Source organism: Bacteroidia bacterium, from assembly GCA_027493955.1.
Classification (GTDB): domain Bacteria; phylum Bacteroidota; class Ignavibacteria; order SZUA-365; family SZUA-365; genus JAOSJT01.
On sequence record JAOSJT010000001.1, the window covers coordinates 3,894,625 to 3,919,343 of the forward strand.

The following is a 24,719-nucleotide window of genomic DNA, read 5'->3' on the forward strand; positions in this document are numbered from 1 at the left end:
TTGCAGCGAAAGTAAAGAGAAAAATGAGGTGCGCTCAACTTTGGTTGTCGGTAGAAACAGAGTCAGCGTATAGCTGATCCAGCACTTCCATTGCATAGCGCAGATGCGGGATCACGATGCTTCCGCCAACGACGAGCGCGATGTTCATCGCCTCAAGAACTTGATCCTTCGTTGCGCCTTCTGTGACACAACGATCAAGATGGTAAAAGATGCAATCATTGCAGCGAAGCACCATGGAAGCAACCAACCCCATCAGTTCCTTCGTCAGAACCGGCAAAGCCCCCTCGCGATAAGCAGCGGTATCGAGCGCGAAAAAGCGGTTGAATTCCTTCAATCCCGCGGACAGGATACGCTCATTCATCTCGCTACGGTAGAGACGGGTTTCAGCGATTGATTTACTCATCGCCATAATCTCATGCCTTTTCTTCAAACAACGCGGCAATGGCGACGATGGTCTGAACCGCCTTTTCCATATCTTGCACGCTTACCCATTCGCGTTTGCTGTGGAAACTGTGCTCGCCGGCAAAAATATTCGGGCATGGGAGACCCATGTATGAGAGGCGGGCACCGTCCGTACCGCCACGGATGCTCCCGATCTCGGGGACGAGGCCGATACGCTCCATCGCCTCCTTTGCGTAGGCAAGAACCTGCGGATGTTCGTCGAGAACATAGCGCATGTTTCTGTAGGATTCATCAACAGTTACGGTCGCGTCTCCTTTCGGGAACTCAGTGAGTGTCTGTCCGACGAGGGAGCGAAGGAACGCCTCCTGATCGCGCAGCTCCTCAGTTGTAAAGGCGCGCAACAGGAATTTTATCGTGCACTGCTCGATACCGCCGGAAATCCCATGAGGGTGGACGTACCCTTGTTTCAGTTCCGTAGTCTCGGGAGAGAGCGACTCCTTCGGCAGCATTTCAATGAAACGCGACGCCATTTTTACCGCGTTGACAAGTTTCCCCTTGGCAAAACCAGGATGGATGCTGACACCTTTGAAGGTCACGGTAAGACTATCAGCGCAGAAGGTCTCATTCTCGATCGAGCCAAGCTGTTCACCGTCGACGGTGTATGCGTACGTGGCGCCAAATTTCTGCACGTCGAAGTACTTTGTTCCCTGGCCGATCTCCTCGTCGGGGGTAATGCAGATGCGTACAGTACCGTGTTTGACTTCGGGATGCGTGAGCAGAAAATATGCCGCGTCAAAAATCTCGGCGATGCCGCATTTGTTGTCCGCACCCAGTAGCGTCGTGCCATCAGCGGTGATGATGGTCTCACCGAGCTTGGTGCTGAGGTGTGGGTTGTCGGCAACGGTTATGACAATGGAGGGATCGGCCGGGAGAACGATGTCGCCACCGCCATAGCCATGGTGGAGTACAGGTTTGACGTTTGCGCCACTGACATCAGGCGAGGTATCCATGTGCGCAATGAAACCAACAACCGGAACATCAGGCTTGTCTGTATTGGCGGGGATGGTCGCCATGACGTAACCGTACGTATCCATTTCAGCGTCGTGGAGACCCATAGCCTTCAGCTCCTCCACGAGTTCGGCCGCGAGAACCTTTTGCTTTTCAGTGCTTGGAAAGGTCTCGGAGTTCTCATCGGACTGCGTATCATACGTCACATATTTGAGAAATCTGTCGACACAGGTGTAATGATAATCGGAAGGAATCATGACGGTCGCCTTACAAAGTGATAAAGGACGTTTTTCTGTTCAATAAAAGTCGGTACATCTCGCGCTTCTGTGCCCGGGGATGCAGGTTCTCCGAAATCCCTCCGGGTCTCCAGGAACATTTCATGAGCCGTACAGGAGAATGGCTGTCGGGACATCGCACGCGGGGTAATTATTCATATCGGAGCGCCTCGATGGGATCGAGATTCGACGCTTTCCACGCGGGGTACACGCCAAAAACGATACCGATAATGCTTGTGACAAGCACTCCCAGCGCGGCCCAGCCGACAGGAAGTACTGGAGGAATTTCCAGCATAAGCGCGAGGATATTGCCACCTCCAAGCCCCATGATGATTCCGATCAGACCGCCTATTTGGCAGATCACCACCGCTTCGATGAGGAACTGCGTCAGGATAGTGCGTCGGGTCGCACCTATCGCCTTTCGGATGCCAATTTCGCGGGTTCGTTCCGACACCGAAACGAGCATGATGTTCATGATACCGATTCCCGCAGCGAGAAGGGCGATTGCGGATACCGCTCCTGTACCTACCCGAATCATGAAGGTAAGATTGTTGACTTCACCGATAAGGGATTCGTTGGAGACAACTTCGAAGTCGTTCTCCTCGCCGGGAGGGACGCGGCGGACGGTACGCATCAGGCCTATCGTTTCATCCACCATCGCATCGTAGGTATCTTTATCCGCCGCCTTGACCTGCAGCGCTACCCAGCGGGCATCGCCGAAGATGTTCGTGAAGCTTGATAAGGGAAGGATGATGAAATTATCGGCGCCTCCTCCGAAGAGGCCGCCTTTCTTTGCGATGACACCGACGACAGTCAAGGGAATACCGTTTACGCGCACACGTTTGCCAACAGGGTATTCATTTGGAAAAAGGAAGCGAACAATTTCAGCGCCGAGTACCACGACATTCCGCGCATACTCGAGTTCCTGTTCAGAGAACATACGGCCCTCGGAGACCTCCCGGTTGTGCGTATAGACCATTTCCGGCGTAGCGCCGATGACCTGCACATTGGGATTAGTCTTCCGGTTGCCGAATTGAACAGTCCCGCCCATGACATTGGCCTGAATGTTGACGTGCTCTGCCAGTCTCGCATTACGTCTGAGGTACATTCCCTGGTCGATGGTTATATCTTTGCGATTGCGGTACTTCATCCGGGAATCGGGTCCCCCGTGTATGGGTGGATATTTTTGTATGTTCAGGGTATTCGATCCGAGCACATCGAAACTCGATTCGATTGAATCCTGCAACACGCTTATTCCCGTCATCACACCGATGAAGGAAAAGACACCTATCACGACGCCGAGGAGTGTCAGCATAGCGCGGAGCTTGTTCGCCTTGAGTGCTCCCATGGCCATGGCGATACTTTCAGTAATGTTTACGGTTCGCATACTCTCATAACCGGAATGAATCGTAGGGTAATATAGCGGAAATCATGTTTCCCCGCATTCACTGCGGTACGCACCGCGCAGGGCAAGGTTTCAACAGAAAAGACTGAAGAGTCCTGTTTATTTGCGGACGGGTGTCGTGCTCGTCCATACCAGTCCGAGAACAATCAAGGCGAATCCGGCCATTTCCCGAATGCCGAAGTACTCTCCGAGCAAGAGAATCGCAAGAATGGTGGCAACCACCGGCTGCAGTGTCGTATACGCCGCCACCAGTGAGGAGGAAGAGCGCTTTACCGCCCAGACATTGAGAACGTAATTTATCAGCGTGGGCAGGAGAAGGATATAGGCGATGGACAGCCACACCTCAGACGGAAGCGTCATGAACGGTGTTGTGATGAAATCCTCGAATCCCAGAGCGACAACGCCCACACCACCGAACAGAAAGGACCAGGCCGTGACAGTGAGTGGAGGGATGCGCAGCAGTACAGGACGCGCCAGAACCAGGAACAATGCATAGCTCGCGCAATTGATGAGGATGAGCAAGTTTCCGAGGGCGGCATCACCGCTGAAGGTAAGATTGCCGATATTCAGGATGATCAAGGCTCCAATCACCGCCGCTGCGATACCAGCGATGCGTGTTTTGGTGAGGCGCTCGATGCGCATCAACAGTGCAATGGCCGTCGTAAACACCGGAATAGACGGCATGAGAATGGCTGCGTTGATCGCGCTGGTGTAGTTCAGCCCGATGATGAAGAGGACTTGATTGATGAAGACACCGAAAAAGCCCAGAAGCGCGAGCTGCGGAATTTCTTTGACAGCAGGGAGTGCACGATCATGCTTCAGCGCGATGAGCAGAAGAACGGGACCAGCGAACAATACACGCATGGATGCCATCGCGAGCGGTTCGATGTGCGTGAGCGCATACTTGCCTACGACACTGAAACCGCCGAAGGTGATTTGCACAAACAGCAATGCAAGATGCGTGCGATAATCTGTGGGTGTCTTTCTCCCGTTCATAGTGCAAATGTACGAAAATTGCGTTGCCCGCGCTGCGTGCGCGCTGCACCGTATCGCAGCGTCGGGATTTTTCGTACCTTTCCTGGTCATACCGCTTATGTGCAGTATGACCAGGTGACTACGCGGAGTACGCTCAATGCACGAAGTATCCATAGCTGAAAGCATCGTCGATATCGCGAGAGATTATGCGGGTCGAGAAAACGTTCCCTTGTTTTCCGCGATAGAGCTTCAGATAGGTACACTCTCCGGTATTGAAATCGAGGCACTGATGTTCGCGATGGATGTCGTCTGCCGCGGTACGGTGCTCGAGGGTGCCGAGATCCGCATACAGAGCGTTGCAGGTCGTGCGCGTTGTGAGGGCTGCAATTTCGAGTTTCCGGTTGAGGATCAGTTCTCTCCCTGTCCCGCCTGCGGCGAGCTGCGTTCATCGATCATCAGCGGAGAGGAACTCCGCGTTTCTTCCCTACTTTTCAGCGAATGACAGGAGTCTTGCCACCATGTGTGATACTTGCGGCTGTACCCAACCCGATGATGCAGTGACAATTCGTACACCAGAGGAAATGCATGCGCACGAACATGAACATACACACGCGCACCCCCATACGCACACGCACTCCGACACGCACACACATGATCAGGGCGTAGCCCATGCACACGCACATGTCCATGTACATCCGCACACGCATGACCACGGACATACCCATGCGCACGGAGAAGCGCAAGATCATACGCATGATCACCATACCCACGATCATGGACATCCGCATGAGCACGAACATCGGCACGGGGAATCCCATACGCACACGCACAACCCCTCCGGATATCGGAGTATTGTCGTCGAGACCGACATCCTTGCAAAGAACAACATCCGCGCCGAGCGCAATCGCGGGTATTTTGAAGCAAAATTCATCCGAGCACTGAATCTGGTTTCCTCGCCCGGATCAGGAAAAACCAGTTTGCTTGAACGCACGATCCGCGAACTCGCCGGCCGTATTCCCCTGGCGGTGATCGAGGGTGATCAGCAAACGATGAATGATGCCAACCGCATCCGTGAAGCCGGTGCTCCTGTGGTGCAGGTCAATACCGGCAACGGCTGCCATCTCGATGCGGACATGGTGCATAGGGCAATGGACAAGCTCCAACCCATCGAGGGATCGCTGCTGATGATCGAAAATGTGGGGAATCTTGTCTGTCCCTCTCTGTTTGACTTGGGTGAGGAGACCCGGGTTGTGATTATGAGTGTGACCGAGGGTGAGGATAAGCCACAGAAGTATCCGAATATGTTCCGAAGCTCACAGCTCTGCGTGATCAATAAGATTGACCTTCTTCCCTATCTCGATTTTGATCTGGAGAAGGCGAAGGACTACGCATTACAGGTCAATCCCAATCTGCATTTCATTGAATTGTCGGTAAAAACGGGAGAAGGCTTCGAGGACTGGATTTCCTGGCTGACGACTGCGAAGAAGCACTGAAGGTGCGGACTTCGGGGATTATTGCCGGGTGCTTGTCGCAGCTGTGACGGGGAGTTCTCTTCCGCCCACCCAGTGACGGAGTACGCGTTCGCACGACGTCGTGTAGACGAGCGTGGAAGCGAGGTCCACTGCTGTCAGGCTGCGAAGTTCACTACTATCCAGGGAATTTCCGGGAAAGGGAATGACGATGATATCCGCGCTTTTCCCCGGCGTCAGTGAGCCGGTTTCATCCTGTAAATTCAGGGCCTGTGCGCCACCCAGCGTCGCGAGAAAGAGCGGAAGGAGGGGGTGTAAGCTGCGACCCTGCACATGACACATGGAGCGCATGACCGAAAGCATGTTCAGTGTCGTACCGGCGCCGACATCGGACGCAAGCGCGACACGGATACCATACTGCTCGTGAAGTTCCAGAGGAAAACGTCCGCTGCCGAGGAACAGGTTGGAGTCAGGACAATGCGCGACGGCTGTTCCCGATTCCGCGAGGAGCGTCATCTCGGAATCGCTGGTGTGGACGCTATGTCCGAGTACGGTTTTCGAAGCAAGAATGCCGGCTTCGTGGTAAACAGCAGCGTAATGTGCGGTCTGCGGAAATATCGCGCGTACAGACGTGATTTCCTGAAGGGATTCATTGAAATGCGTTTGAATGTGGAGATCATATTTCGCAGCCAACACTCCAGCCTGACGGAGCAATTCCGAACTGCATGCCGGGGCGAATCGGGGACTGACGGCAAAATGCAGCAGGGGAGTAGCGCGGTGCCAACGCTCGATCAGTCTCTCGGTTTCGATCATCGCCTGCATCGCGGGTACGCACAATTGCTCAGGTGCACCGCGATCCATCAATGTATTGCCCATGATGACGCGTAATCCGCTTGCTTCCGCCTCTTCGAACGCGATGTCCGTTGCGCGGCTGTGAGAAGTGCAAAATACCATCGCTGTGGAGGTACCCGCATCGGTCAGCGCCTGAAAAAAACGTCGCGCGACATCACGCGCAACCGCGTCGTCCTCGAAGAGAGATTCGGCCGGATAGATGAAATCGTGGAGCCAGTTCAGAAGCGACGTACCAAAGCGGCCACGGCAGTCCAATTGCGGGAGATGCACATGCGCGTCGATGAAACCGGGAAAAAGCACGCCCCCGACACGCTGCTGAGCGACAGGCTGCCACTGTTCGGGCAACGCGGCGGCTTTTCCGGCGTAGCGAATTATCCCCTTTTCATCAACGGCGATCGTTGCGTCGGGCCAGAAGTCCATTTCTCTGGACCCGCGCGGATTCGCCGCCGCACCTCTGAGTACAAACGGCGTGCGAATCATAACCCGAGCAATTGAATCGCCAGACCCGAGAGGGCTATGGTCCCTCCCGCGATGGCGTGTGTATAGCGTATCAGACCACGAAGGGGGATGCGTTCGATACCCGCGGATACAAGCGATACCATTATCAGCATCGTGGCAATGGTGACAACGCCAAATACCGATGCGATGAGGAGCATCGCAGGTATACTGTGTGTCGCGGCAGGATACATCAGGATGGGGATAAGTGGTTCACACGGTCCGAGTATGAACACGACGAACAACGCCCAGAACGTGGTCTCCTTGTGATGGATCACCGAATGCGCGCCGGAACCGAACAAGTGCACATGGGTGTGTGAATGAGCAACGCCGTCGTCGTGTGTGTGCTCGTGTACGTGGGCTTCCGTGTGCCACGCCTTGCGGAGGCCCCAAAGCGCATACAGAATCCCGAAGGAAATCAGCGCCCAGGCAGCGATGCTGCCTCGCACACCCTCGATGAGTTCAAGCTGCTGCAAGGCAATTCCGAAAGCGATGCCTACGACACCGAGAATAACGGATCCGAACACATGGCCAAGCCCGCAGACCAGAGTTATCATCATCGTGCGGGAGCGCGACCAGCCACGGGCCTTGGCCATCATGATGAATGGAAGGTAGTGGTCGGGACCGATGATGGTATGGATGAAACCGATGGAGGCGGCGGTTCCGGCGAGTATCCAGAGGCTCTCGTTCATTTGTGCATACTGTGTAAGCGATTCAGTGTGTGCCGCTGTGTCCGAAACCGCCGCTGCCACGATCGGTCTCGGAAAGCGTGTGTGTCTCCTTCCACTCGACGTGGAAGACCGGGGCGATGATCAGCTGCGCGATGCGTTCGCCACGTCGAATGACGTAGGGATCCGTGCCGATGTTGGACATGATGACCTTGATCTCGCCGCGATAATCGGCATCAATGGTGCCTGGACTGTTCGGGAGAATGATACCGTGCTTGAGCGCGAGTCCGCTTCGGGGGCGGACCTGGGCTTCGAGATGCGGCGGGAGTTCGATAGCGAGATTCGTCGGTACCGCGATGATACCACCCGGTGCCAGTTCGATGTCAGCATCTATGGCGGCGCGGAGATCCGCACCGGCGGCATGGGGTGTGGCATATTCCGGCAACGGGATGTCGTCATAACCCGGACGCAGGCGGGTGACTGGTATTGATATGATATTTTTTTCCATGACGAAATTGAATGACAAAGGGCCGGCACATGCCGACCCTCAAAAATACGGATTATCGGGATGGGTTCGGAAGTCAATGCACCACGGACACGTTGGTGGTGAGCACGGTGCCACCACTGCTCATTCGGATGATGTACGTCCCGCTGTTGAGCGCACCTTGCTCCGTCAACGGTGCCCATGATCCTTCGTACATGCCGGCCGGATGGATGTTGTTTGTCACGACGGCAAGTTCACGTCCGAGCATGTCATGCACACTGATGCGTACATGCTGTTCCTCCGGTACCCGGTAGCGAATGCGGGCGAGTTGCGAGGAGGACGCGAGCAGCGGATTCGGGTACACCGGCATAAGCTCGAATCCCAGAGGAGACAGATCCGTGAGAAGGACCTGTATCGGGGGAAACACAGAGACGGTTCCGTCAAAGTCATGTTGTCGGAGGCGATACCAGAACACGGGCGTATGACCCGCGAAGTCGGCTAGCGAGAAGCGGTCCCGGTGCTCATAGTCTCTCGGCTGCGTTGTTGTGCCGAAGCCCGGCACGAAGGCACGGGATTCCCACGGACCATCGGGTGTGAGCGCTCGTTCGATCTGGAAATGATAATTGTTGGTTTCCGTTTCCGTGCGCCAACGAAGAAGGACGACGTCATTCTCCACCCGGGCATTGAATGCTGAAAGCTCAACCGGGACCCATTTGTTGCAGCAGATTTGCGCTTCGTTGATCCAGTCGACGCTCTGGCCGACAGCAGTGGATGCCGGGATAAGCCCCGAAGGAGTGACTTTGAAGGTCATCGGAGGATTCGAAAAAAGAGCGGGTGTCGTAAAGCGCCACTTCACGACATGGCCACTATCGCCAACCACTTTGTAGCCGACGAGTATGTCCCGCGCCGGCGATATCACGGGACGAACGAAGGGAGGAACGAGCGGTTGCTCGACTTCGACCACGCCGCGATTCTCACCCTGACGCGCGATGAACCACGTGGAGTACAAGACCGTAAAGGGAGCGTTGGCATTCCGCACATAAAAGCGAATCGTGTCCTTGTCGAACAGTGTCGTGTTCAGCAATTCAAAATCCACCATCTGTGTCCATACTGTACAAACGGATGCCTGCGTTGACGTCGGAATGGGAATCTTCATCGCCCATTCAGAGGAAAACGGCAGAGTCTCGTTCAGGTACGCGTAGCTGGGATTGAGGCCGTTCTGATAGTAGAGAAATTTCGGGCAAATCGAGTGCGGTACGTTCGCTGTTTTCAGCAGCTGACCAGCGAGTTGTTCGAAGGGTGAATTCAGGGGGATTTGACGGGCCGCTTCAATGGCCGCTTCATCTTGCGCCGATGCGAGCATCGGAAACAGGAGAATGGAAAATATACACAGATGCCATTTCATGAGATAATCACTCCTCCGTTGCTGTTCAGACATATTCGCGTATCGAGCGCGCACAAGTATGTGGAATAGGTTCAGACAAGATCAGTGCGGAAATGTAACGAAGAAAATCCTTCCTGTCAATGCAATTCGGATGAACCTGTGTCGAGATCAACAAATTCGCGGCAGCATCTCTCCTGATGGCATAGCAATAACCCGTGTACCGCCGATTCCGGTTTTCATTCGTACCAATCCGGGCATGTCTGCGATAGTGTTGCCGATATGGCAAGCGTATTCACCTTCAGGCATGGCACGCATCGCGTGGAGCAGAGCGTCGGCGCAGGTCTCGGGTACAAAGGCCACCAGGGCGCCCTCGTTGGCGAGGTAGAGCGGATCGAGTCCCAGCAGGTCGCAGGCACCCTGTACTTCGGCAGTGATGGGTAGTGCTTCTTCATTGATCTCAATACCCACAGTAGATTGAGACGCAATCTCGTTCAGTGTTGCTCCGAGTCCACCGCGTGTTGGATCGCGCATGACGCGGATGTCGGGACAGACAGCAAGCATACGCTGCACCAGACGATGCAATGGCTTACTGTCCGTCACAACCGGAGTGGAGAAGCGCACACCGCGGCGTTCGGACATGACCGCGATTCCATGCTCGCCGATGCGCCCGGACAACAGGATGGCGTCACCCGGCCTGGCGCTACCGCCGTCGATGTGTACGCCGTCGGGGATGACGCCGATACCGGCTGTATTGATGAACAGCTTGTCGCACCCGCCACGTTCGACCACTTTGGTGTCACCGGTGACAATAGGAACCCCGGCGTCCCGTGCCGCAGTGTGCATGGCCTGTACGATACGTCTGAGAGTATCGATCTCCAGCCCTTCCTCGATGATCATACCGACGCTGAGGCCTAGAGGCATTGCCCCGCCCACAGCGAGGTCGTTGATAGTGCCATGTACGGCGAGATCCCCGATGCAGCCACCGGGAAAGAACAGCGGCTGAACGACATAGGAATCCGTGGTGAACGCAAGTCGTCCGTCCTGTTTTTCGAAGACTGCCTGATCGTTACCTTTGCGCAGTTCGGCGTTGTCGAAAGCGGGGAGAAAGAGGTCGTTGATCAGATCGTGCATCATGGCGCCGCCGCTGCCATGAGCGAGGAGAATGTGTGTGTGCTTCATTGCTCTGTCGCGTGCCGTGTCTTGGTATGCGTAGACTGGTGAAAATTGTAGTAGGCCGCGCAGCTTCCTTCGCTGGACACCATGCAGGGACCGAGGGGCTGCTCCGGAGTGCAGGCTGTCCCGAACACTTTGCAGTCCACTGGTTCGATCACGCCGCGGAGCACTTCTCCGCAGCGGCATGCAGGATGTTCAACGCTGTCGGGGATGTCGATGGGGAAACGGTGCTCAGCGTCGTATTCCGCATACTGCGGTCTGAGCGCCAGTCCACTGTCCGGGATGTTGCCGAAGCCGCGCCAGGAGGAAGCGCAGGTTTCGAAGACCTCCGTTACCGCGCCCCAAGCCTTCGTGTTTCCGCCGGGCTTGACGATGCGGCTGTAGAGATTCGCCAGATCGGCATTTCCCTTCTCCAGCATGGCGAGCAGCGCATCGATGGAGGCGAGAATATCCAGTGGCTCAAAACCGCTAATGGCCACAGGAACCCGGTAGACATCGGGCAGAAAGCGCCAGGCATCCGCGCCGATAATGGACGAAACATGTCCGGGGCCGATCACACCCTGTACTCTCACTTCTCCCATATCCAGAAGCGCACGGGCACCCGGGATGGTGAGCTTCATGACGGAACAGATTGAAAAATTCTTCAGTCCGCGTGCGCGTGCCTGCAGCACGGCGGCGGCGGCGGCGGGAGCGGTCGTCTCAAAGCCAATGGCAAAAAAAACGATCTGCTTATCGGGATGCTGCCCCGCGAGACGCAGCGCGTCCAGAGTGGAGTACACGATTTCGACAGGGTAGCCCTGCGCGCGCACCTGCGCCAGAGATTCACGGCTGCCAGGCACTTTCAACATATCACCGTAGGTGGTGAGTATCACACCGGGAAGTTTCGCCAGCGCTGCGGCTCGGTCGAGATCCATGTTCGAGGTCACGCATACGGGACATCCCGGGCCGGAGAGCATTCGGATGTGTTCCGGGAGGACGGAGCGAATCCCGCTGCGAAAAATGGCGACCGTGTGACCGCCGCAGAATTCCATCAGTGCAACGGGGCCAGTCTCGCGTGCACGGATGCGTTCAAGCAGGGGTGCGGCACGACTGCTGTCGCGAAAAGAGGCGAGCACACTCATACGTCATCCTCCGTGAGCGGAGGGGAGGCGGACCCAAAGGCCTCGTCCGTCAGCGACAAGTCCGCGAAGAGCTCGAGTGTACGCAATGCTTCCTCCTCGTCGATGCGCTCGATCGCATAACCCACGTGAATGAGTACATAGTCACCCACTGCCGCTTCGCCGTCAAGCACCATCAAACTGATTTCGCGTTGTGTGCCCTGAATATCGACAACGGCCATGTTGTCCGGACGGAGTTCGCAAATGCGGGCGGGAACAGCTAAACACATATCGTCAACCTTGCAAAAGAGTTCTGGTAATCACGGCTTGTCCGAGCGAGATTCCGCCATCGTTGGCGGGCACCTGATGGTGCGTCAGTACAGTGAGAGACGCATTGCGAAGGATCTCGACCAACCCCTCGAGAAGGAGGCCGTTTTGAAAAACACCGCCGGAAAGTACAACGGTGGAACAGTTGTTCACCTCGGCGAGCATGCGGACCATCGTGGCGCAACCGTGTATCACCGTATTGTGAAAACGACGTGACATCACGGCAATGGATTCGCCGTTGTGCACATCCTGAACAATTTCCCGAATGGCGGGGAGAAAAGAAAGCTGATTCGGCATACCCGACGTTTCGCTCTCAACGACATCGAAACCGTATGCTTCGCGCGATGAACGGCCGGCGGCGTGCTCAAGAGCGATTGCCGCTTGCGCTTCGAAGGTCACCGTATCCGCAATGCCGATAAGCGATGCCACGGCATCGAACAGGCGTCCGCAACCGGTAGTGGTCGGAGTGTTTGTCTGGGTTGCCAGAGCGTAATGAACCGCCTGGCGCTCCGATTCGCTTCGCCGTTGACTGAATGCCGCGAAATCTCTCTCCGGGTGCAGTCCTGCCTCTATCATCGCGGACCAGGCCATGCGCCATGGCTCACGCACCGCCGTATCCCCGCCCGGCATAGGCAGAGGATGAAAATGCGCCTTTCGCTGAAATTCCCGGACATCACCGAGCAGGAACTCTCCTCCCCAGCTTTCGCCATCCGTACCGTAGCCCGTGCCATCGAGAATCACGCCAATTGCCCGTCCGGAGTGACCGTTCTCCGCAAGGCAGGAAGCAAAATGCGCATGATGATGCTGTACAGCGATTCGGGGTAATCCGGCGAATTGTTCCCGTAGTTGCGGCGTGAATGGCTGCCGAGCCCATTGTGAGCCCAGATAATGCGGATGCAGGTCATGCGCTATCGCTGCGGGAGCTATGTCAAAGACGCGAAGCAGATGGACCAATGCCTCCTCGAAAAAATGGATCGCTTCCAGGTTTTCAAGATCGCCGATATGCTGGCTTACAATGGCCGCGCGGGAGGATGCGAGACAGAGCGTGTTTTTCAATTCGGCACCGACGGCCAGTACTGCGGGGCCTGCGTCCCGGAGCAGCACGGGCCTCGGTACATAGCCTCGGGCTCTGCGGACAAGCTGCGTCTCGCTGTTGATCACGCGAAGAACGGAATCATCGCATCGCTGCAGAATGTCACGATTGTGATGCAGGAAGCCGTCCGCGATATTTGCCAGGCGCGCCTCCGCTTCGGCAACGGCGATGCAGATTGGTTCCTCGCTGATATTGGCGCTGGACATTACGAGCGCGGGCAGCTCTTCCGTGAGAAGGACGTGCAGCGGGGTGTAGGGGAGCATGACCCCGATCGTAGGATTGTCCAACGATACCGCGGGAGCGATACCGTGTCCCTGGCGGCGCGACAGGATGACGATGGGATGTTGAGACGCTTTCAGGGCCCGGGCTTCGACAGGAGAAATGATGCAGTGCCGTGCTGCTTCATCGAGATCGCGAAACATGACCGCCAGCGGTTTCTCGAAGCGGCGCTTACGCTTGCGCAATTCCATGATTGCGGTGTCGTTTGCCGCATCGACCGCGAGATGATAGCCGCCGAGTCCGCGCACGGCGAGTATGCCACCGGCGCGGAGGAGGCGCACAGCGGCTGTGAAGGCCGCGTCTCCGATATGCATCCCGCTCGCGTCCTCCGCTGTCCGATACTGCAGCCAGGGCCCACATTCGGGACAGGCGTTCGGCTGCGCATGGAAACGTCGGTCCGTCGGATTCTCGTATTCTTCGAGGCAGAGTGTACACATGGGAAACACCCGCATGGACGTCTGCGGCCGGTCGTAGGGTATGGCAGCGGTGATGGTGTAGCGGGGTCCGCAATTCGTGCAATTGATGAAGGGGTAGCGATAGCGGCGGTCATGCGGGTCAAGTAACTCACGACGGCAATCATCACAGAGCGCAACATCAGCCGGAATCAGCGCGGTTTTGGCGACACCGCCGTCACTTTGCAGAATGCGGAAATCCGTCGGTGTATCGGCGTTGCACTCCTCCACAGCAATGTCGGTGATCAGTACGAGCGGTGGTGCTTCCTTCGGCAGACGGTTCAGGAATTCGCTCGCTCGCTCGCCGAAAAGCTCGAGAAGTACGCCTTGTCCTGTATTGCGTACGCTCCCCGTCAATCCGCAATCCAACGCGAGGCGGTAGACATAGGGACGAAAACCCACGCCCTGCACAATCCCGGAGACGGTTGCGCGTATACCATGGCTGCGTGTATGTGATTCAATCGAATCCATCATTGAAAAATACGAAAATCCCTGTCATCACCTTTGTCGCTGAAGACTTACGGAGCTCGTCCCGTATGGAAGGTCAGCGTCGTGTCGTTGTGACGCACGTGTCGCTGCCCCCATGACGTCGTTCCATGTGTCGACCGGACAACCTCGTGGCAGTATGATTGCTTGTTCTTTCGGAAACACCATGCTCTCCTGTGGCGACGACAGGGCAATCCGGAGGGTGTTGAAGCTTGTGCGCGCTATCACGATATTTCGTAATGGTCGTCCGAATCGCTTTCGTCTTACTGAGTTGCCTTCTCTTCACGCCGCCGTTACACGGTCAGGCACTGCCGCCGATTCAACTATCGTATGCTTCCACAGTGTTCGCAGGGGACGGTACGTTGCTCGCCTATTATGGTTCCGAGCGGCGTGTGGAATTACCAAGTACGGGCTCTGTGTCAAAATGGGTCATCCGCTGTCTGCTGGCGACCGAGGACAGGGACTTCTACAATCACGACGGAGTCTCTCTCAAAGGTCTCGGTCGCGCCGTACTTGAAACGCTTTCCGGCAACACGCAGGGCGGAAGCACCCTTACCATGCAATTGGCGAGGAATCTGTTTCTTACTCATGAGCGTAGCGTCAGCAGAAAAGTGAAAGAAATCGAGCTTGCGCGTCAGCTCGAGAAAAAATTCAGCAAGGATGAGTTGCTGCTCCTCTACCTCAATACCGTGTATTTCGGTAATGGCGCGTACGGCATCTGGGCTGCAGCCCGCGAATATTTTCAGAAAGATCCCGCCGATCTCAACATGACACAAGCCGCGACACTGGTCGGGCTTGTGCAGGCTCCCTCCCGATATAATCCCGCGAAGCATCCGGATCGAGCACTGCGACGCAGAAACGAGGTATTGCACAACCTGGTTGAAGTCAAGCGCATTTCAAAGCAGGAATTCGAACAAGCGAGAAGGGAAGGCCTCGGACTGAATCTTCGCGAGGAGACAGCCACGCACTTTGCCGAATATGTGCGTCGCGAAGCGACAGCCATCCTTTCTCAGCAAGGCAGGAGTTTGCAGAACGGGCAGTACAGAATTTTTACCACACTGGATCCGACGTTACAGAAAATTGCGGAACGTTCGGTGTCAGCGCAATGGAGTGAACTGCCTTCAGCGATGAAGGAAGCCCAGGTCGGTTTGGTGACGATCTCCGTGGGGAATGCGGCCATACTTTCCATGGTGGGCGGTAATCCCGCTTCAAACGGTCGCGATCTCAATCATGTATCACAGATCAGGAGACAGCCCGGCTCCTCGTTTAAACCATTTCTCTACGCGGGACTTTTGGAGGAAGGATACACATTGGCCACGCCGATAGATGATGTTCCCATCGTCGTGGATTCGGGAATGGGGTGGGAATGGCGACCATCCAACGATGACGGGAGTTATACCGGAGCGCCCGTACCGATGATTCATGGAATACAGCATTCGCTGAATCTCGTGGCCGCTCATGCCATGACCCGGCTCACAACGCCTACCCGAGTCGCCCAGTTCGCAGCCCGCTGTGGTATATCTTCCGAGTTACGGGAATATCCATCGCTGGCGCTCGGGACGAGCGAGGTGTCTCCTCTCGAAATGGCAGCCGGCTTTTCGGTGTTCGCCGCGGGTGGGCTTCGGGCAGCGCCGTTCGCCATCTCGCGTATCGAGGATGCGCAAAAGCGAGTTCTGTTTCGGGCGCGACCCGACACTGCCACAGTCCTGGATTCCGCAACGGCATTTCTCATGACCACCGCGTTGCAAGCGGCGGTGGACAGTGGCACCGGCAGATCGGTACGAAGATTTTACGATGGACCCGCTGCCGGGAAAACGGGCACCACACAGCAATCCACCGATGCCTGGTTTGTCGGATACACTCCCCGTTATGCGACGGCAGTGTGGGTGGGCTTCGACAATCCGGCGCGTAAGCTCACCGGCGCATTTCGTTACGGCGGCGGTGTGTGTGCGCCGATCTGGGGCAGGATGATGGCGGCTGCCGACCGTGTGCATCCTCCGGCGGATACAACGTTCAGCACGCCGGGCGAGATCACGGTGATGCCGCTCTGCCGGCAGAGCGGCATGCTTGCCGACGAGGATTGTCCGGAAACCGTTCTCTGCCCGGTGAATGCGGCTATGTTGCCCGGTGTGTGCAACGAGCACGGCGGCTGGTTATTCGGCTGGTAAAGAAATCGCCCGCCGAAAGGGACGTGGCGGGCGACACTTTCGAGTATCGTCATATCCTCATTTCGTGAACGCCATCGCGCCGGGTATGATGCCAGTCGGATGGGAAGCCCGCTTCGTTCCCATGTAGTCATAGATCTCGAGAGAGCCCGCTTGAACGTAATCGGCGGCATTCGTGAAATACAGGCGGTTGTGTACCGTATCCGCTATCGCCGAATAAAACCATCCGGAAATGAAACCGGGTTCAAAGGTCTTCGTGGGCATATGTATACGCGTGACGCCTGCTTCCAGTATGTAGGCATAGCCCTGGTCATCCATAATGAGGCGCATCGGGTGACCGGGAAGCGGTAATGAATCCACTTTAGCGCGTGTGACGGGATCGATCAATATCAGCGAAGCGGGCGTGTCGTCGTTCGGATCGTTGAAGTCGTTGTACGCACCGGCACACAGCACACCGACGCTGCCCCCCGGCATGTTCATCACGGCGGTGGGATAGTCTCCCACGTGCACGGTGGCAATCACTTCCTTGCGGGCGACGCTGATGATGCTCACGGTGTTGGCCACGCCGAAGCCGGAATTCGCTACGTACACATTGCCCAGTGCCACCGCGATGCCGTCAGGATTCGGACCAACGGGTATATTTTTTGTGATGGTGTTGCTCTCATCGTCATACACGGAAACGCTGTTCGCATAGAGGTTGGTGATGTATCCCGTACCGCTTTCGTCAAAGGCAATGGCTCTCGGGCTGGAACCGGGAGGACAGATGATGCTTTTGATACTTTTATGTGTCGAAGGATCGATCACTTCGATCCGGTGCGAATTGTTGACGACGATGTATGCGCGCCCTTTGTGCATGGTGATGCTGTTCCCGACATCTCCAAGCGGACGGCCATTGACGGACTGAAAGACATTATTGAACATGACAGCCGAGTCGGGAACGAAGAAACTCAGGGAAGCATTGCCACGCATGAAATTCCCTTCATTAACAATGTACACTCCTCGGGGTACCGTGGGCACTACGGGTGTGGGATTGGCGCCGTTGTCGTCCGAACAGGCCGCGAAGAGGATTCCGAGAAGAAAGACGGAAAGCAGTCGGTTGATCATTGGTGTTCCATTACATCAGAATTGAGTGATGAGTGTGATGCGTACGGTGCGTCCGGGCATGGGATAAAAGGCGATGACCTCATAGGCTGCATCCAGAGCGTTGAGTACGTCGGTCTTGAGCGTGCATTCGGCGAATGGCCGCGGCAGTCGCAATTGTGCGGAAACATCCAGCACCGCGTGCGCGGGTAGCGACGCATCGTTGGTTTCGGTGTAATAACGAACATCGTTCACACGCTGCGTGATGGAAAACGTGAGACGATCCGACAGGCGCGCCAGTAACGTCGCTGTTCCACTATACCGCGGTACGTATACAAGCTGTTTTCCCTGCGTCGCATCACCTGCAAAGGATGCATTTTCTTTCACTGCGGAAATCCACTGTCCTCCCAGACGCAGGGTCAGGGCGTCATCTGCCAATACAAGGTCCGTGCGTACTTCGATGCCTTCCGATACGACGTGCTGCACGTTGCGCGGGGACCACCAGAGCCCTAGTCCGGGCATCCAGACGATTTTATCGGTGATGTCGTGATGGAAGAACGTTATGTCAAAATCTCTCAGCAAGCCTGGATGCCTGAAGTGCAGACCCGCGTCCACCGTCGTCGCGTGCTCCGGACGGAGCGAGTTGTTCCCACCCATTCCCCAGTACAGCTGATTGAAGGTTGGGGCGGTGAAGTTTCCCGCAGCGCGGAGTCGCAAGGCCAGTCGCTCCGGGAGCAATGCAAAATGCAGTCCGAGGGAGGGACTGAAGGCGCTCCACTGATGGTGTCCGGGATCGTCGAAGAGACCGTCGAACCGTAACGAGGGATAGAGATGCAGCGGAAGGCCTGCCGGTGCGAGCAAGCACTCAGCGGAAACGTATGCGGCGAGCTGACGCCTGACAGGATCACCGGGAACTTCACCACTGCGCAGATGGTCGAGGCCCGCTTCCACACCTGCTGCTATGCGTATTGCGCGATGCACATTTCCGTCCCAGCCTCCCGACACCAGAACGTGTGTGTTATCATACCGTGCATCGAGACCGTGACCGTTCAGCGACACGGCGGGGTCGCGGTAATTCTGACCGGCTGCGCGACCACCGACACCGAGCGTCAGCGTTCCGCCGCCGGCGTTCATTGCGAGACGCGTGGAGAGTAACAGCTGGGTGTCGTCCTGACGTGCGCGACCCTGATCTGACGAAAACAACGGGCCCGGAACGCCGACACGTGTATCGTAAGCATCCGCCTGCACCGACAGCACTGCGGATCCCAGGAGCAGAGTACCCCCGAGGGCGATCGATCTCCGCTGCATCGAGGCATTACCCCGGAAGAGTGTGGGGCCACCCCAGGATGGATTCACTGGATAGTCGTTCTCCGCTTCTTCATAGCCGGCATCCACGGAAAGCCGGCCGCTCCGTCCCGAAATTCCCGCCGTTACGGAAGCAAGTTTCCATCCGAAAGACCCGAGCCCGAGATGCACATTCGGCGGCGGGGCATCGCGACGGGACAGGATGTTCACCACACCGCCCAGAGCGTTGCTCCCGTAGAGCGAAGCGAAACCGCCGCGGACAACCTCGATACGCTCGATGCCGCGCAACGAGAGTCGTCCCACGTCTACGGTTGCGTTCTGACTGTCGTTGATGCGAATACCATCCAGATACACCAATGTGTACTCCGCGCCCATGCCGCGCATGGATGCCAATTGCAGACTGCCTGACGGACCGTAGCTGCGCATGATCGTGCCCGGGGTGAGGGAGAGTATGTCCGAGAGCGTAGATACCGGCAGGGAAGCGATGCTGGCGGCATCAAACACATCAACGGAAGCGGGCGCGTGCGACAGGGAAACCGGCAGCCGCGCCGCAGTGACCGTCACCATCTCGTCGTACGCGAAGCTCAGCGTGTCGTCGGAAACGTACTGCGTCTGCCCACCGGCGGAAGACGCGAGCAGAAGCAGGGGAAGAAGAGATAAAAAAAACCGCAGGACCATGATATCCGATAATAGGAGCCCGCGGGGTGCGCATGAAAAATCCCCGTGTCCGATGGACAACGGGGCAAGATGCAATGGTGCGCTGGAGTACCACGAACCTCACCCACGAAGGCTCAGTGCAACGTACGTCCTGGCAGGTCTCCTGACTCGCAGCCCGGTTTTCTGAACCAGCACGCACTCCTTCCCGGGTGAACCCAGTGGTTGCTGCGCGTGCTTGCGCTGCTTACAGTTGCGGGGCAGTTGCCGATTCCCACGGCATTCCCATTTTCGTTCCAACAAGGAAACCAGAACGTCATGTCAAAGAACGCCTTGGTAACCTACGGCGGCAGGAGGTGAGATGCAACACTTGCACTGCGACCCGCATTCGTCGGGGAATACGTACACGGATGTCGCGGATGGTACGCTGATCTGCGCAGAGGTCCATTATGAGGATGGAAACGTGGATATCACGGATGAACAAGCGTACGCGCTCAACAGCTCTTCGGTGGCTGCAGCAGGCAGTTTCCTTGTGATCTCAGCAACCCGGCACTACCTCCGCATTTTTCCAAGGAATGTGTTCCGTGCGTCATGAAGGTCATACAGCGGCGAGACGGCTCCGGCACAATCCCCGAAACAGGAGCTTACCCTCTGACGGCTCCGAAGAATCCCTTGAGCAGCGCCGTGGACCTGTCGTCGAGCACGCCGGGGATGACGTGCACGCGGTGGTTGAGACGATGGTCTTCAACGATGTTCATGAGCGTGCCGCAGGCGCCGGCTTTGGGATCATAGGCGCCGAAGACGAGGACTGGGATGCGCGCGAGCACGATGGCCCCGGCACACATCGCGCAGGGTTCCAGTGTGACGTACAGCGTACAATCGGTCAGCCGCTTGTCGCCAGTGGTGTTCGCGGCTGCGGTGATGGCAAGAATTTCCGCATGGGCGGTCGGATCCTTCAGCCGTTCATTTTGATTGTATCCCTTCCCAACGATCTGCCCTTCACGAACGACCAAGGCACCGACGGGCACTTCATCCTCGTCCATCGCCCGTTCGGCTAGACGCAGGGCCTGTTCCATCCAGCGTTCATGTTCGGTCTGCATTATTTCACCACAAGTGAAGCGAGCACACTTTGCTGCACCTCGAAGAGTTTTCTGTTCCCTGCCGGTGTGATGGTGTTTGAGGCGGGGAACATAGTGCATTCCATAAAACGCGATCCGGTGTCGAAGACCACCACACGAATCAGCGCCTCGGCGGTTCCGGTGCGGTATTCATAGGCAGCGCAGATTTTTCCCGCGATACGAAACAACTCCACCGGTTGCACAACGTGAACGACATCGTCCGCCGAGCGCTGCTTGAGACCAAGACTGACCTTGGCGACTGCTTCGATGCCGTCTTTCCGGAGGGTTTCGTACAGGGCGGGATCCATCTGCATGTGCACGAAGGTGAGGGACGCGCTGTATTCCTCGTTCACCAGCCAGAGAACGATGGAAGGGGCTTCCGCTTCATCGGAGGTAAGCAGCCAACCTTCCGGACGCAGCACGCCGATGCTGCCGTCGCGCGCGGCAAGGTAGTCGCGCGACATTTCCGCGAGCGCGGCGTATCTGTACGGTGCGGGTGGCGGTGTGCTCTCACGCGTTTCCGGCGCCGATGAGCAGGCAGAGCACAACGCGAGGCATAGGAGCAGCAGTCTAGTGCGCATGTTTCAAAGGGTAGCGTTTTTCGCCGGCGCGGATGAACACCGGCAAGACATTGTCCACGGGCGGAATGGGGCAGTCGTAGCGCTCGTTATACGCGCAGTACGGGCTGTAGGCATAATTGAAATCGAGGAAGGTGCTGTCCGAACTGGTATCATCTATATCGATATAACGGCCGCCGGCGTACGTGTCCTCGTCATTTGTTTGATCGGCGAAGGGGATGAACCAGTACGTACCGTCACTCGTATCTTTCGGCGCATACACCTGCAGTGTGCAGGGCTGTCCTTCGATGTCGAAGGAGAAGTAGCCGATGCGCAGCATGCTGCGGGGCTTGTCCTTCGAGGTGGCCATGACGATTTCCTCCGGTTCGGCGAGTCGTTGCAGGACGACCGGGATCGCATACCGTTTATCCGGCGGGAAGTACGCCAGCCCCTTGAAGAGGGTGATGTCCGAGGCCTTCACGGGCGTATCCGGACTCGAAAGGAAATATTTATCCTTTTCGAGTCTGTCCTTCAGGACCTCCAGCGTGTAGACGTCCGAGGTGTCGACGGCGGCGGTTTGCTGCTCATCGCGTTTGCTGCCGCAAGCGGAAACAAGCAGCAGGGCGGAGAAAAGAAAAACCGCGAGTGCGCGCTCACGGTTTTGGAAAAATCGGTCCATCATGTGTCCGTCACTCCGTGCGTGCGAATTTCGTTTCTTCGAGCACGAGCCGCAGCGAGATGCGATGCGACGCATCCTTGAAATCGCTGAACAGGTCGTTCTGCCCGAATGCGTAGTCAAGATACAATTTCGGGAGATGAATTCCCGCGCCGAACGTCAGATCCTGTGTATCGCTGTAGCCGCCGCGAATGGCGAAAAGATCGCGGAAGCGGTATTCCAGCCCTGCACGAGGATTGACGCTGATAGTGCCGACGTTGAACGTGGACGCGTACTCCCTGCCCTCGGCCATGAGGTCAAAGTCCAGCGCGGGGGTGATAGTACCGCCAAGTACGTTCAGTTGATAGGCGGCACCGAGTTTGAGTGTAGGCGACACAAGTTCGTTGCGTCCCGTGCTCCAGGCCATGAGTGTGGTGGTGACGTCCTGCACCGTCGCGCCGAGAAAGAGCTGCTCTGTTGCCTTGTACTGTGCGCCGACATCGAAGCCCACGCCGGTGGCCGATTCGATGTGATGCGCCCGATGCACGAATTTCAGATTGACACCGAGGGCGAGGTCGCTGCTGCTTTTGAACGCGAAGCTGGCATAGGCCACCCAGTCCGCAGTGCTGAACATCGTGACCTTGCTGGGATCGAGGCGCTCGTTGTCGTCGAGGATGCCGTTGCCGTTCAGGTCGATGAGTGCGTTGCGCGTATCGGGAATATCGTCCACACCGAGGCGGGTGACGCTGAGGGCTACGGTTGAGCGGGAGCCGAAGGGCCAGGCCACACCGCCGTAGTTGTAGCTGAGCAAACCGCCGAAGCGCTGTTCGTGCATGAGTCCGATTTCCGGATAGCCCATGCGCATGAGACCGGCGGGATTCCAGTACGCCGCTGTTACGTCGGATGCGAGGGCCGTATGTGCTCCGCCCATGGCGAGTGCGCGGCCGCCGAAGCCCGTAGCCATGAATTCACCGGCATATTTCGCGATTTCCGTTTGTCCGTGCACATGCGGAACGATAATCGTCAGCATCACGAGCGTCAGACAGGTAAACAGAGCTGATTTCATCGGGAATCCTGCATACAATGATCCCAAAATATGCGGAAGTCGCCATTCTCTCGCAAATCCCGGACAGGGTGAAAATGCGTCCCCCAACACCGGGGCGCGTGAGCTGAGAGCGGAGTCCGCAGATGAACCCGAGCAACATCGTTCGAGATGCATGCCAGATCTGCGCTCTGCGTGTGGCCTCCAGCTGAAGCTGGGGGTGAGAGGAAGTGGCGTCAGCCTCAGGCTGAGCTGGTGATCCGGATCTCCTGCCCCTTTACCCTCCTCACCCTTTACCTCGCCACCTATCACCCTGCAGACTCATCCCTAAACCTCCAACGATTCTCGATTAACGATGAACGATTCCCGATTTCACATTTCACTGATGTGCCGTCTTGGTTGGATAAGAACACACCCTCAATCGCTATTCCCACCGATTCTCCGTATTTTAAAGGATGCAATCTGCTGCACCATGAAGCACGTACTGATCGTCACATATTACTTCCCTCCTTCCGGTGGTCCGGGAGTACAGCGCGTGCTGAAATTCACGCAGTATCTGTTGGAGTTCGGTTGGAATCCGGTGATTCTTACCGTGAAGGATGCGGACTACCCCGCACGGGATGAATCGCTCCTGAAAGAAGTACCGTCCGAAGCCATTGTGTATCGCACACCGATACTCGAGCCCTACGACATCTACCGACGCTTTACCGGGAAGAAGAAAGGCACACCGGTGGACGTCAACACCATTCCCAAACCGGGCGAGAAACGTTCGTTGACGGAGCGTCTTGCGGAGTTCATACGCGCGTCGCTGTTCATCCCCGATGCGCGCATCGGCTGGCTGCGTCCCGCCGTGAAGGAAGGGCTGGAGATTATCCGTGCGCACGATATCAAGGCGATATACAGCTCCTCGCCTCCGTACACATGCTCAATGATTGCGCGCCGTTTGAAACGTGAGGCGGGTTTACCCTGGATAGCGGGCTTTCGCGATCCATGGACGGGTTTTCTCTCAGCGCCAAAGCGCTGGTGGCTGCCCGCGATGATCGACAGGCATTTCGAGAAATCGGTGTTCGCGGAATGCGACCGCATGGATGTCGCCTGGGAAGGTATTCTCAAGGATTTTCACGCGAAATATCCCAACATCGCGACGGATAAAGTGCATCACTTGCCGAACGGTTTCGACAGCAGGGATTTCCCGACGGTGGAGGTGATGGACAGTGACCATTTCACCATCACGTATACCGGTTCGATGTACGGCAAGCGCAATCCCGAGACGTTTTTGAGGGCTGTGGCATCGCTGGTTGAAAGCGGCAAAGTGGACCTTGCGAAGATTCGCCTGAAGTTCATAGGCCGCTTCGGTGTCGAGGTGCGCGAGATGTTCGAGCATCCTTTGCTGCGCGGGTCCATTGTCGTCCACGAGTATATGCCGCATGCGGACAGCGTACGCCATCTCTTTCAGTCCGACGCGCTGCTGATGGTGGTAGATGATTTCCAGGGCAACGAAGAAATCGTGCCGGGCAAAGTGTACGAATACATGGGCTCAGGGCGTCCTGTGATCACGCTCGCGCCCGAGGGTGCCGTCACGAAAGTTATTGAGGAAACACGGTCCGGCCGATGCGCCCGATCCAACGATGTTCCGGGTATCGCCGACGTCGTCCTCGACATGTATCGTCAGTGGCAGGAAGGCAGGCTCGGAGGCGATCAGCGCCGCGATGAAGTGAAGCAGTACGAGCGCCGCGAAGTCACGCGGCGGCTTGCATCCCTGCTCGATGAAGTATCGGAGAGCGGAGAGCATACAGTGTAGGGTACGTTGCCCGACCGG

General features: G+C 56.8%; 23 protein-coding genes and 1 riboswitch. Of the genes, 5 read left to right on the forward strand and 18 right to left on the reverse strand.

All coding sequences use genetic code 11. From position 1 onward, the window contains the following. Positions 1-34: 34 nt before the first annotated feature. The 4 genes from M5R41_14875 to M5R41_14890 form a co-directional block, all read right to left on the reverse strand. A complete protein-coding gene (locus M5R41_14875) occupies positions 35-403 on the reverse strand; it encodes a carboxymuconolactone decarboxylase family protein (protein MCZ7557679.1) in 369 nt (122 codons plus the stop codon). 10 nt (positions 404-413) lie between these two features. After that, positions 414-1,667 (reverse strand): peptidase T, encoded by a 1,254-nt coding sequence (gene pepT, locus M5R41_14880; protein ID MCZ7557680.1) that lies wholly within the window; start codon positions 1,665-1,667, stop codon positions 414-416. A 169-nt stretch (positions 1,668-1,836) separates the two neighbouring features. Further along, positions 1,837-3,072, reverse strand: a complete 1,236-nt coding sequence (locus M5R41_14885) for an ABC transporter permease (GenBank protein ID MCZ7557681.1) — start codon at positions 3,070-3,072, stop codon at positions 1,837-1,839. 117 nt (positions 3,073-3,189) lie between these two features. After that, the gene (locus M5R41_14890) at positions 3,190-4,086 is read right to left on the reverse strand and encodes a DMT family transporter (GenBank protein MCZ7557682.1); all 897 of its coding nucleotides are present in this window, start codon (positions 4,084-4,086) and stop codon (positions 3,190-3,192) included. Positions 4,087-4,222: 136 nt separating this feature from the next. On the opposite strand from M5R41_14890, the gene hypA reads away from it, so the two are divergent. Beyond that, positions 4,223-4,567 (forward strand): hydrogenase maturation nickel metallochaperone HypA, encoded by a 345-nt coding sequence (gene hypA, locus M5R41_14895; protein ID MCZ7557683.1) that lies wholly within the window; start codon positions 4,223-4,225, stop codon positions 4,565-4,567. 16 nt (positions 4,568-4,583) lie between these two features. Beyond that, positions 4,584-5,558: a hydrogenase nickel incorporation protein HypB gene (gene hypB, locus M5R41_14900; protein MCZ7557684.1), complete on the forward strand. Its 975-nt coding sequence runs from the start codon at positions 4,584-4,586 to the stop codon at positions 5,556-5,558. 18 nt (positions 5,559-5,576) lie between these two features. Here the strand turns inward: hypB and guaD are convergent, their stop codons facing one another. The 8 genes from guaD to hypF form a co-directional block, all read right to left on the reverse strand. After that, entirely contained in the window at positions 5,577-6,866 is a 1,290-nt protein-coding gene (gene guaD / locus M5R41_14905; protein ID MCZ7557685.1) for a guanine deaminase, read from the reverse strand. Next, positions 6,863-7,573: a sulfite exporter TauE/SafE family protein gene (locus M5R41_14910; GenBank protein ID MCZ7557686.1), complete on the reverse strand. Its 711-nt coding sequence runs from the start codon at positions 7,571-7,573 to the stop codon at positions 6,863-6,865. The genes guaD and M5R41_14910 overlap by 4 nt, the downstream gene beginning before the upstream one ends. 22 nt (positions 7,574-7,595) lie before the next feature. Further along, positions 7,596-8,057 carry a dUTP diphosphatase gene (gene dut / locus M5R41_14915; GenBank protein ID MCZ7557687.1) on the reverse strand — a complete coding sequence of 154 codons (462 nt, stop codon included), beginning with the start codon at positions 8,055-8,057 and terminating at the stop codon, positions 7,596-7,598. A gap of 73 nt (positions 8,058-8,130) precedes the next feature. Beyond that, on the reverse strand, positions 8,131-9,438 hold the full coding sequence (locus tag M5R41_14920) for a T9SS type A sorting domain-containing protein (protein MCZ7557688.1): 1,308 nt from the start codon (positions 9,436-9,438) through the stop codon (positions 8,131-8,133). Positions 9,439-9,585: 147 nt separating this feature from the next. Beyond that, the gene (gene hypE / locus M5R41_14925) at positions 9,586-10,596 is read right to left on the reverse strand and encodes a hydrogenase expression/formation protein HypE (GenBank protein ID MCZ7557689.1); all 1,011 of its coding nucleotides are present in this window, start codon (positions 10,594-10,596) and stop codon (positions 9,586-9,588) included. Then, positions 10,593-11,711 carry a hydrogenase formation protein HypD gene (gene hypD / locus M5R41_14930; protein ID MCZ7557690.1) on the reverse strand — a complete coding sequence of 373 codons (1,119 nt, stop codon included), beginning with the start codon at positions 11,709-11,711 and terminating at the stop codon, positions 10,593-10,595. The genes hypE and hypD overlap by 4 nt, the downstream gene beginning before the upstream one ends. Next, the gene (locus M5R41_14935) at positions 11,708-11,977 is read right to left on the reverse strand and encodes a HypC/HybG/HupF family hydrogenase formation chaperone (GenBank protein MCZ7557691.1); all 270 of its coding nucleotides are present in this window, start codon (positions 11,975-11,977) and stop codon (positions 11,708-11,710) included. The genes hypD and M5R41_14935 overlap by 4 nt, the downstream gene beginning before the upstream one ends. A gap of 4 nt (positions 11,978-11,981) precedes the next feature. Next, positions 11,982-14,309, reverse strand: a complete 2,328-nt coding sequence (gene hypF, locus M5R41_14940; GenBank protein MCZ7557692.1) for a carbamoyltransferase HypF — start codon at positions 14,307-14,309, stop codon at positions 11,982-11,984. A 254-nt stretch (positions 14,310-14,563) separates the two neighbouring features. On the opposite strand from hypF, the gene M5R41_14945 reads away from it, so the two are divergent. Then, positions 14,564-16,492, forward strand: a complete 1,929-nt coding sequence (locus M5R41_14945) for a PBP1A family penicillin-binding protein (GenBank protein ID MCZ7557693.1) — start codon at positions 14,564-14,566, stop codon at positions 16,490-16,492. 57 nt (positions 16,493-16,549) lie between these two features. On the opposite strand, the gene M5R41_14950 is transcribed toward M5R41_14945, so the two are convergent. Both M5R41_14950 and M5R41_14955 read right to left on the reverse strand, forming a co-directional pair. Further along, positions 16,550-17,593, reverse strand: coding sequence for a YncE family protein (locus M5R41_14950; protein MCZ7557694.1), 1,044 nt, complete (start codon positions 17,591-17,593; stop codon positions 16,550-16,552). 15 nt (positions 17,594-17,608) lie between these two features. Next, a complete protein-coding gene (locus M5R41_14955; protein ID MCZ7557695.1) occupies positions 17,609-19,552 on the reverse strand; it encodes a TonB-dependent receptor in 1,944 nt (647 codons plus the stop codon). A gap of 114 nt (positions 19,553-19,666) precedes the next feature. Beyond that, positions 19,667-19,856, reverse strand: a riboswitch (cobalamin riboswitch). A 33-nt stretch (positions 19,857-19,889) separates the two neighbouring features. On the opposite strand from M5R41_14955, the gene M5R41_14960 reads away from it, so the two are divergent. Beyond that, entirely contained in the window at positions 19,890-20,123 is a 234-nt protein-coding gene (locus M5R41_14960; protein MCZ7557696.1) for a hypothetical protein, read from the forward strand. A gap of 49 nt (positions 20,124-20,172) precedes the next feature. On the opposite strand, the gene tadA is transcribed toward M5R41_14960, so the two are convergent. From tadA to M5R41_14980, 4 genes are read right to left on the reverse strand one after another with little or no spacing between them, the layout of a single operon-like run. Next, positions 20,173-20,628 (reverse strand): tRNA adenosine(34) deaminase TadA, encoded by a 456-nt coding sequence (gene tadA, locus M5R41_14965; GenBank protein MCZ7557697.1) that lies wholly within the window; start codon positions 20,626-20,628, stop codon positions 20,173-20,175. After that, positions 20,628-21,227 carry a hypothetical protein gene (locus M5R41_14970; protein ID MCZ7557698.1) on the reverse strand — a complete coding sequence of 200 codons (600 nt, stop codon included), beginning with the start codon at positions 21,225-21,227 and terminating at the stop codon, positions 20,628-20,630. Before M5R41_14970 ends, tadA begins: the two co-directional genes overlap by 1 nt. Further along, complete coding sequence (locus M5R41_14975) at positions 21,217-21,885, reverse strand: DUF1684 domain-containing protein (protein MCZ7557699.1); 669 nt, start codon at positions 21,883-21,885, stop codon at positions 21,217-21,219. Before M5R41_14975 ends, M5R41_14970 begins: the two co-directional genes overlap by 11 nt. Positions 21,886-21,892: 7 nt before the next feature. Further along, positions 21,893-22,924 carry a PorV/PorQ family protein gene (locus tag M5R41_14980; GenBank protein MCZ7557700.1) on the reverse strand — a complete coding sequence of 344 codons (1,032 nt, stop codon included), beginning with the start codon at positions 22,922-22,924 and terminating at the stop codon, positions 21,893-21,895. Between the two features lie 448 nt (positions 22,925-23,372). Between M5R41_14980 and M5R41_14985 the strand changes: the two genes are divergently transcribed. Further along, on the forward strand, positions 23,373-24,701 hold the full coding sequence (locus M5R41_14985; protein ID MCZ7557701.1) for a glycosyltransferase: 1,329 nt from the start codon (positions 23,373-23,375) through the stop codon (positions 24,699-24,701). The last annotated feature ends 18 nt before the right edge of the window (positions 24,702-24,719 follow it).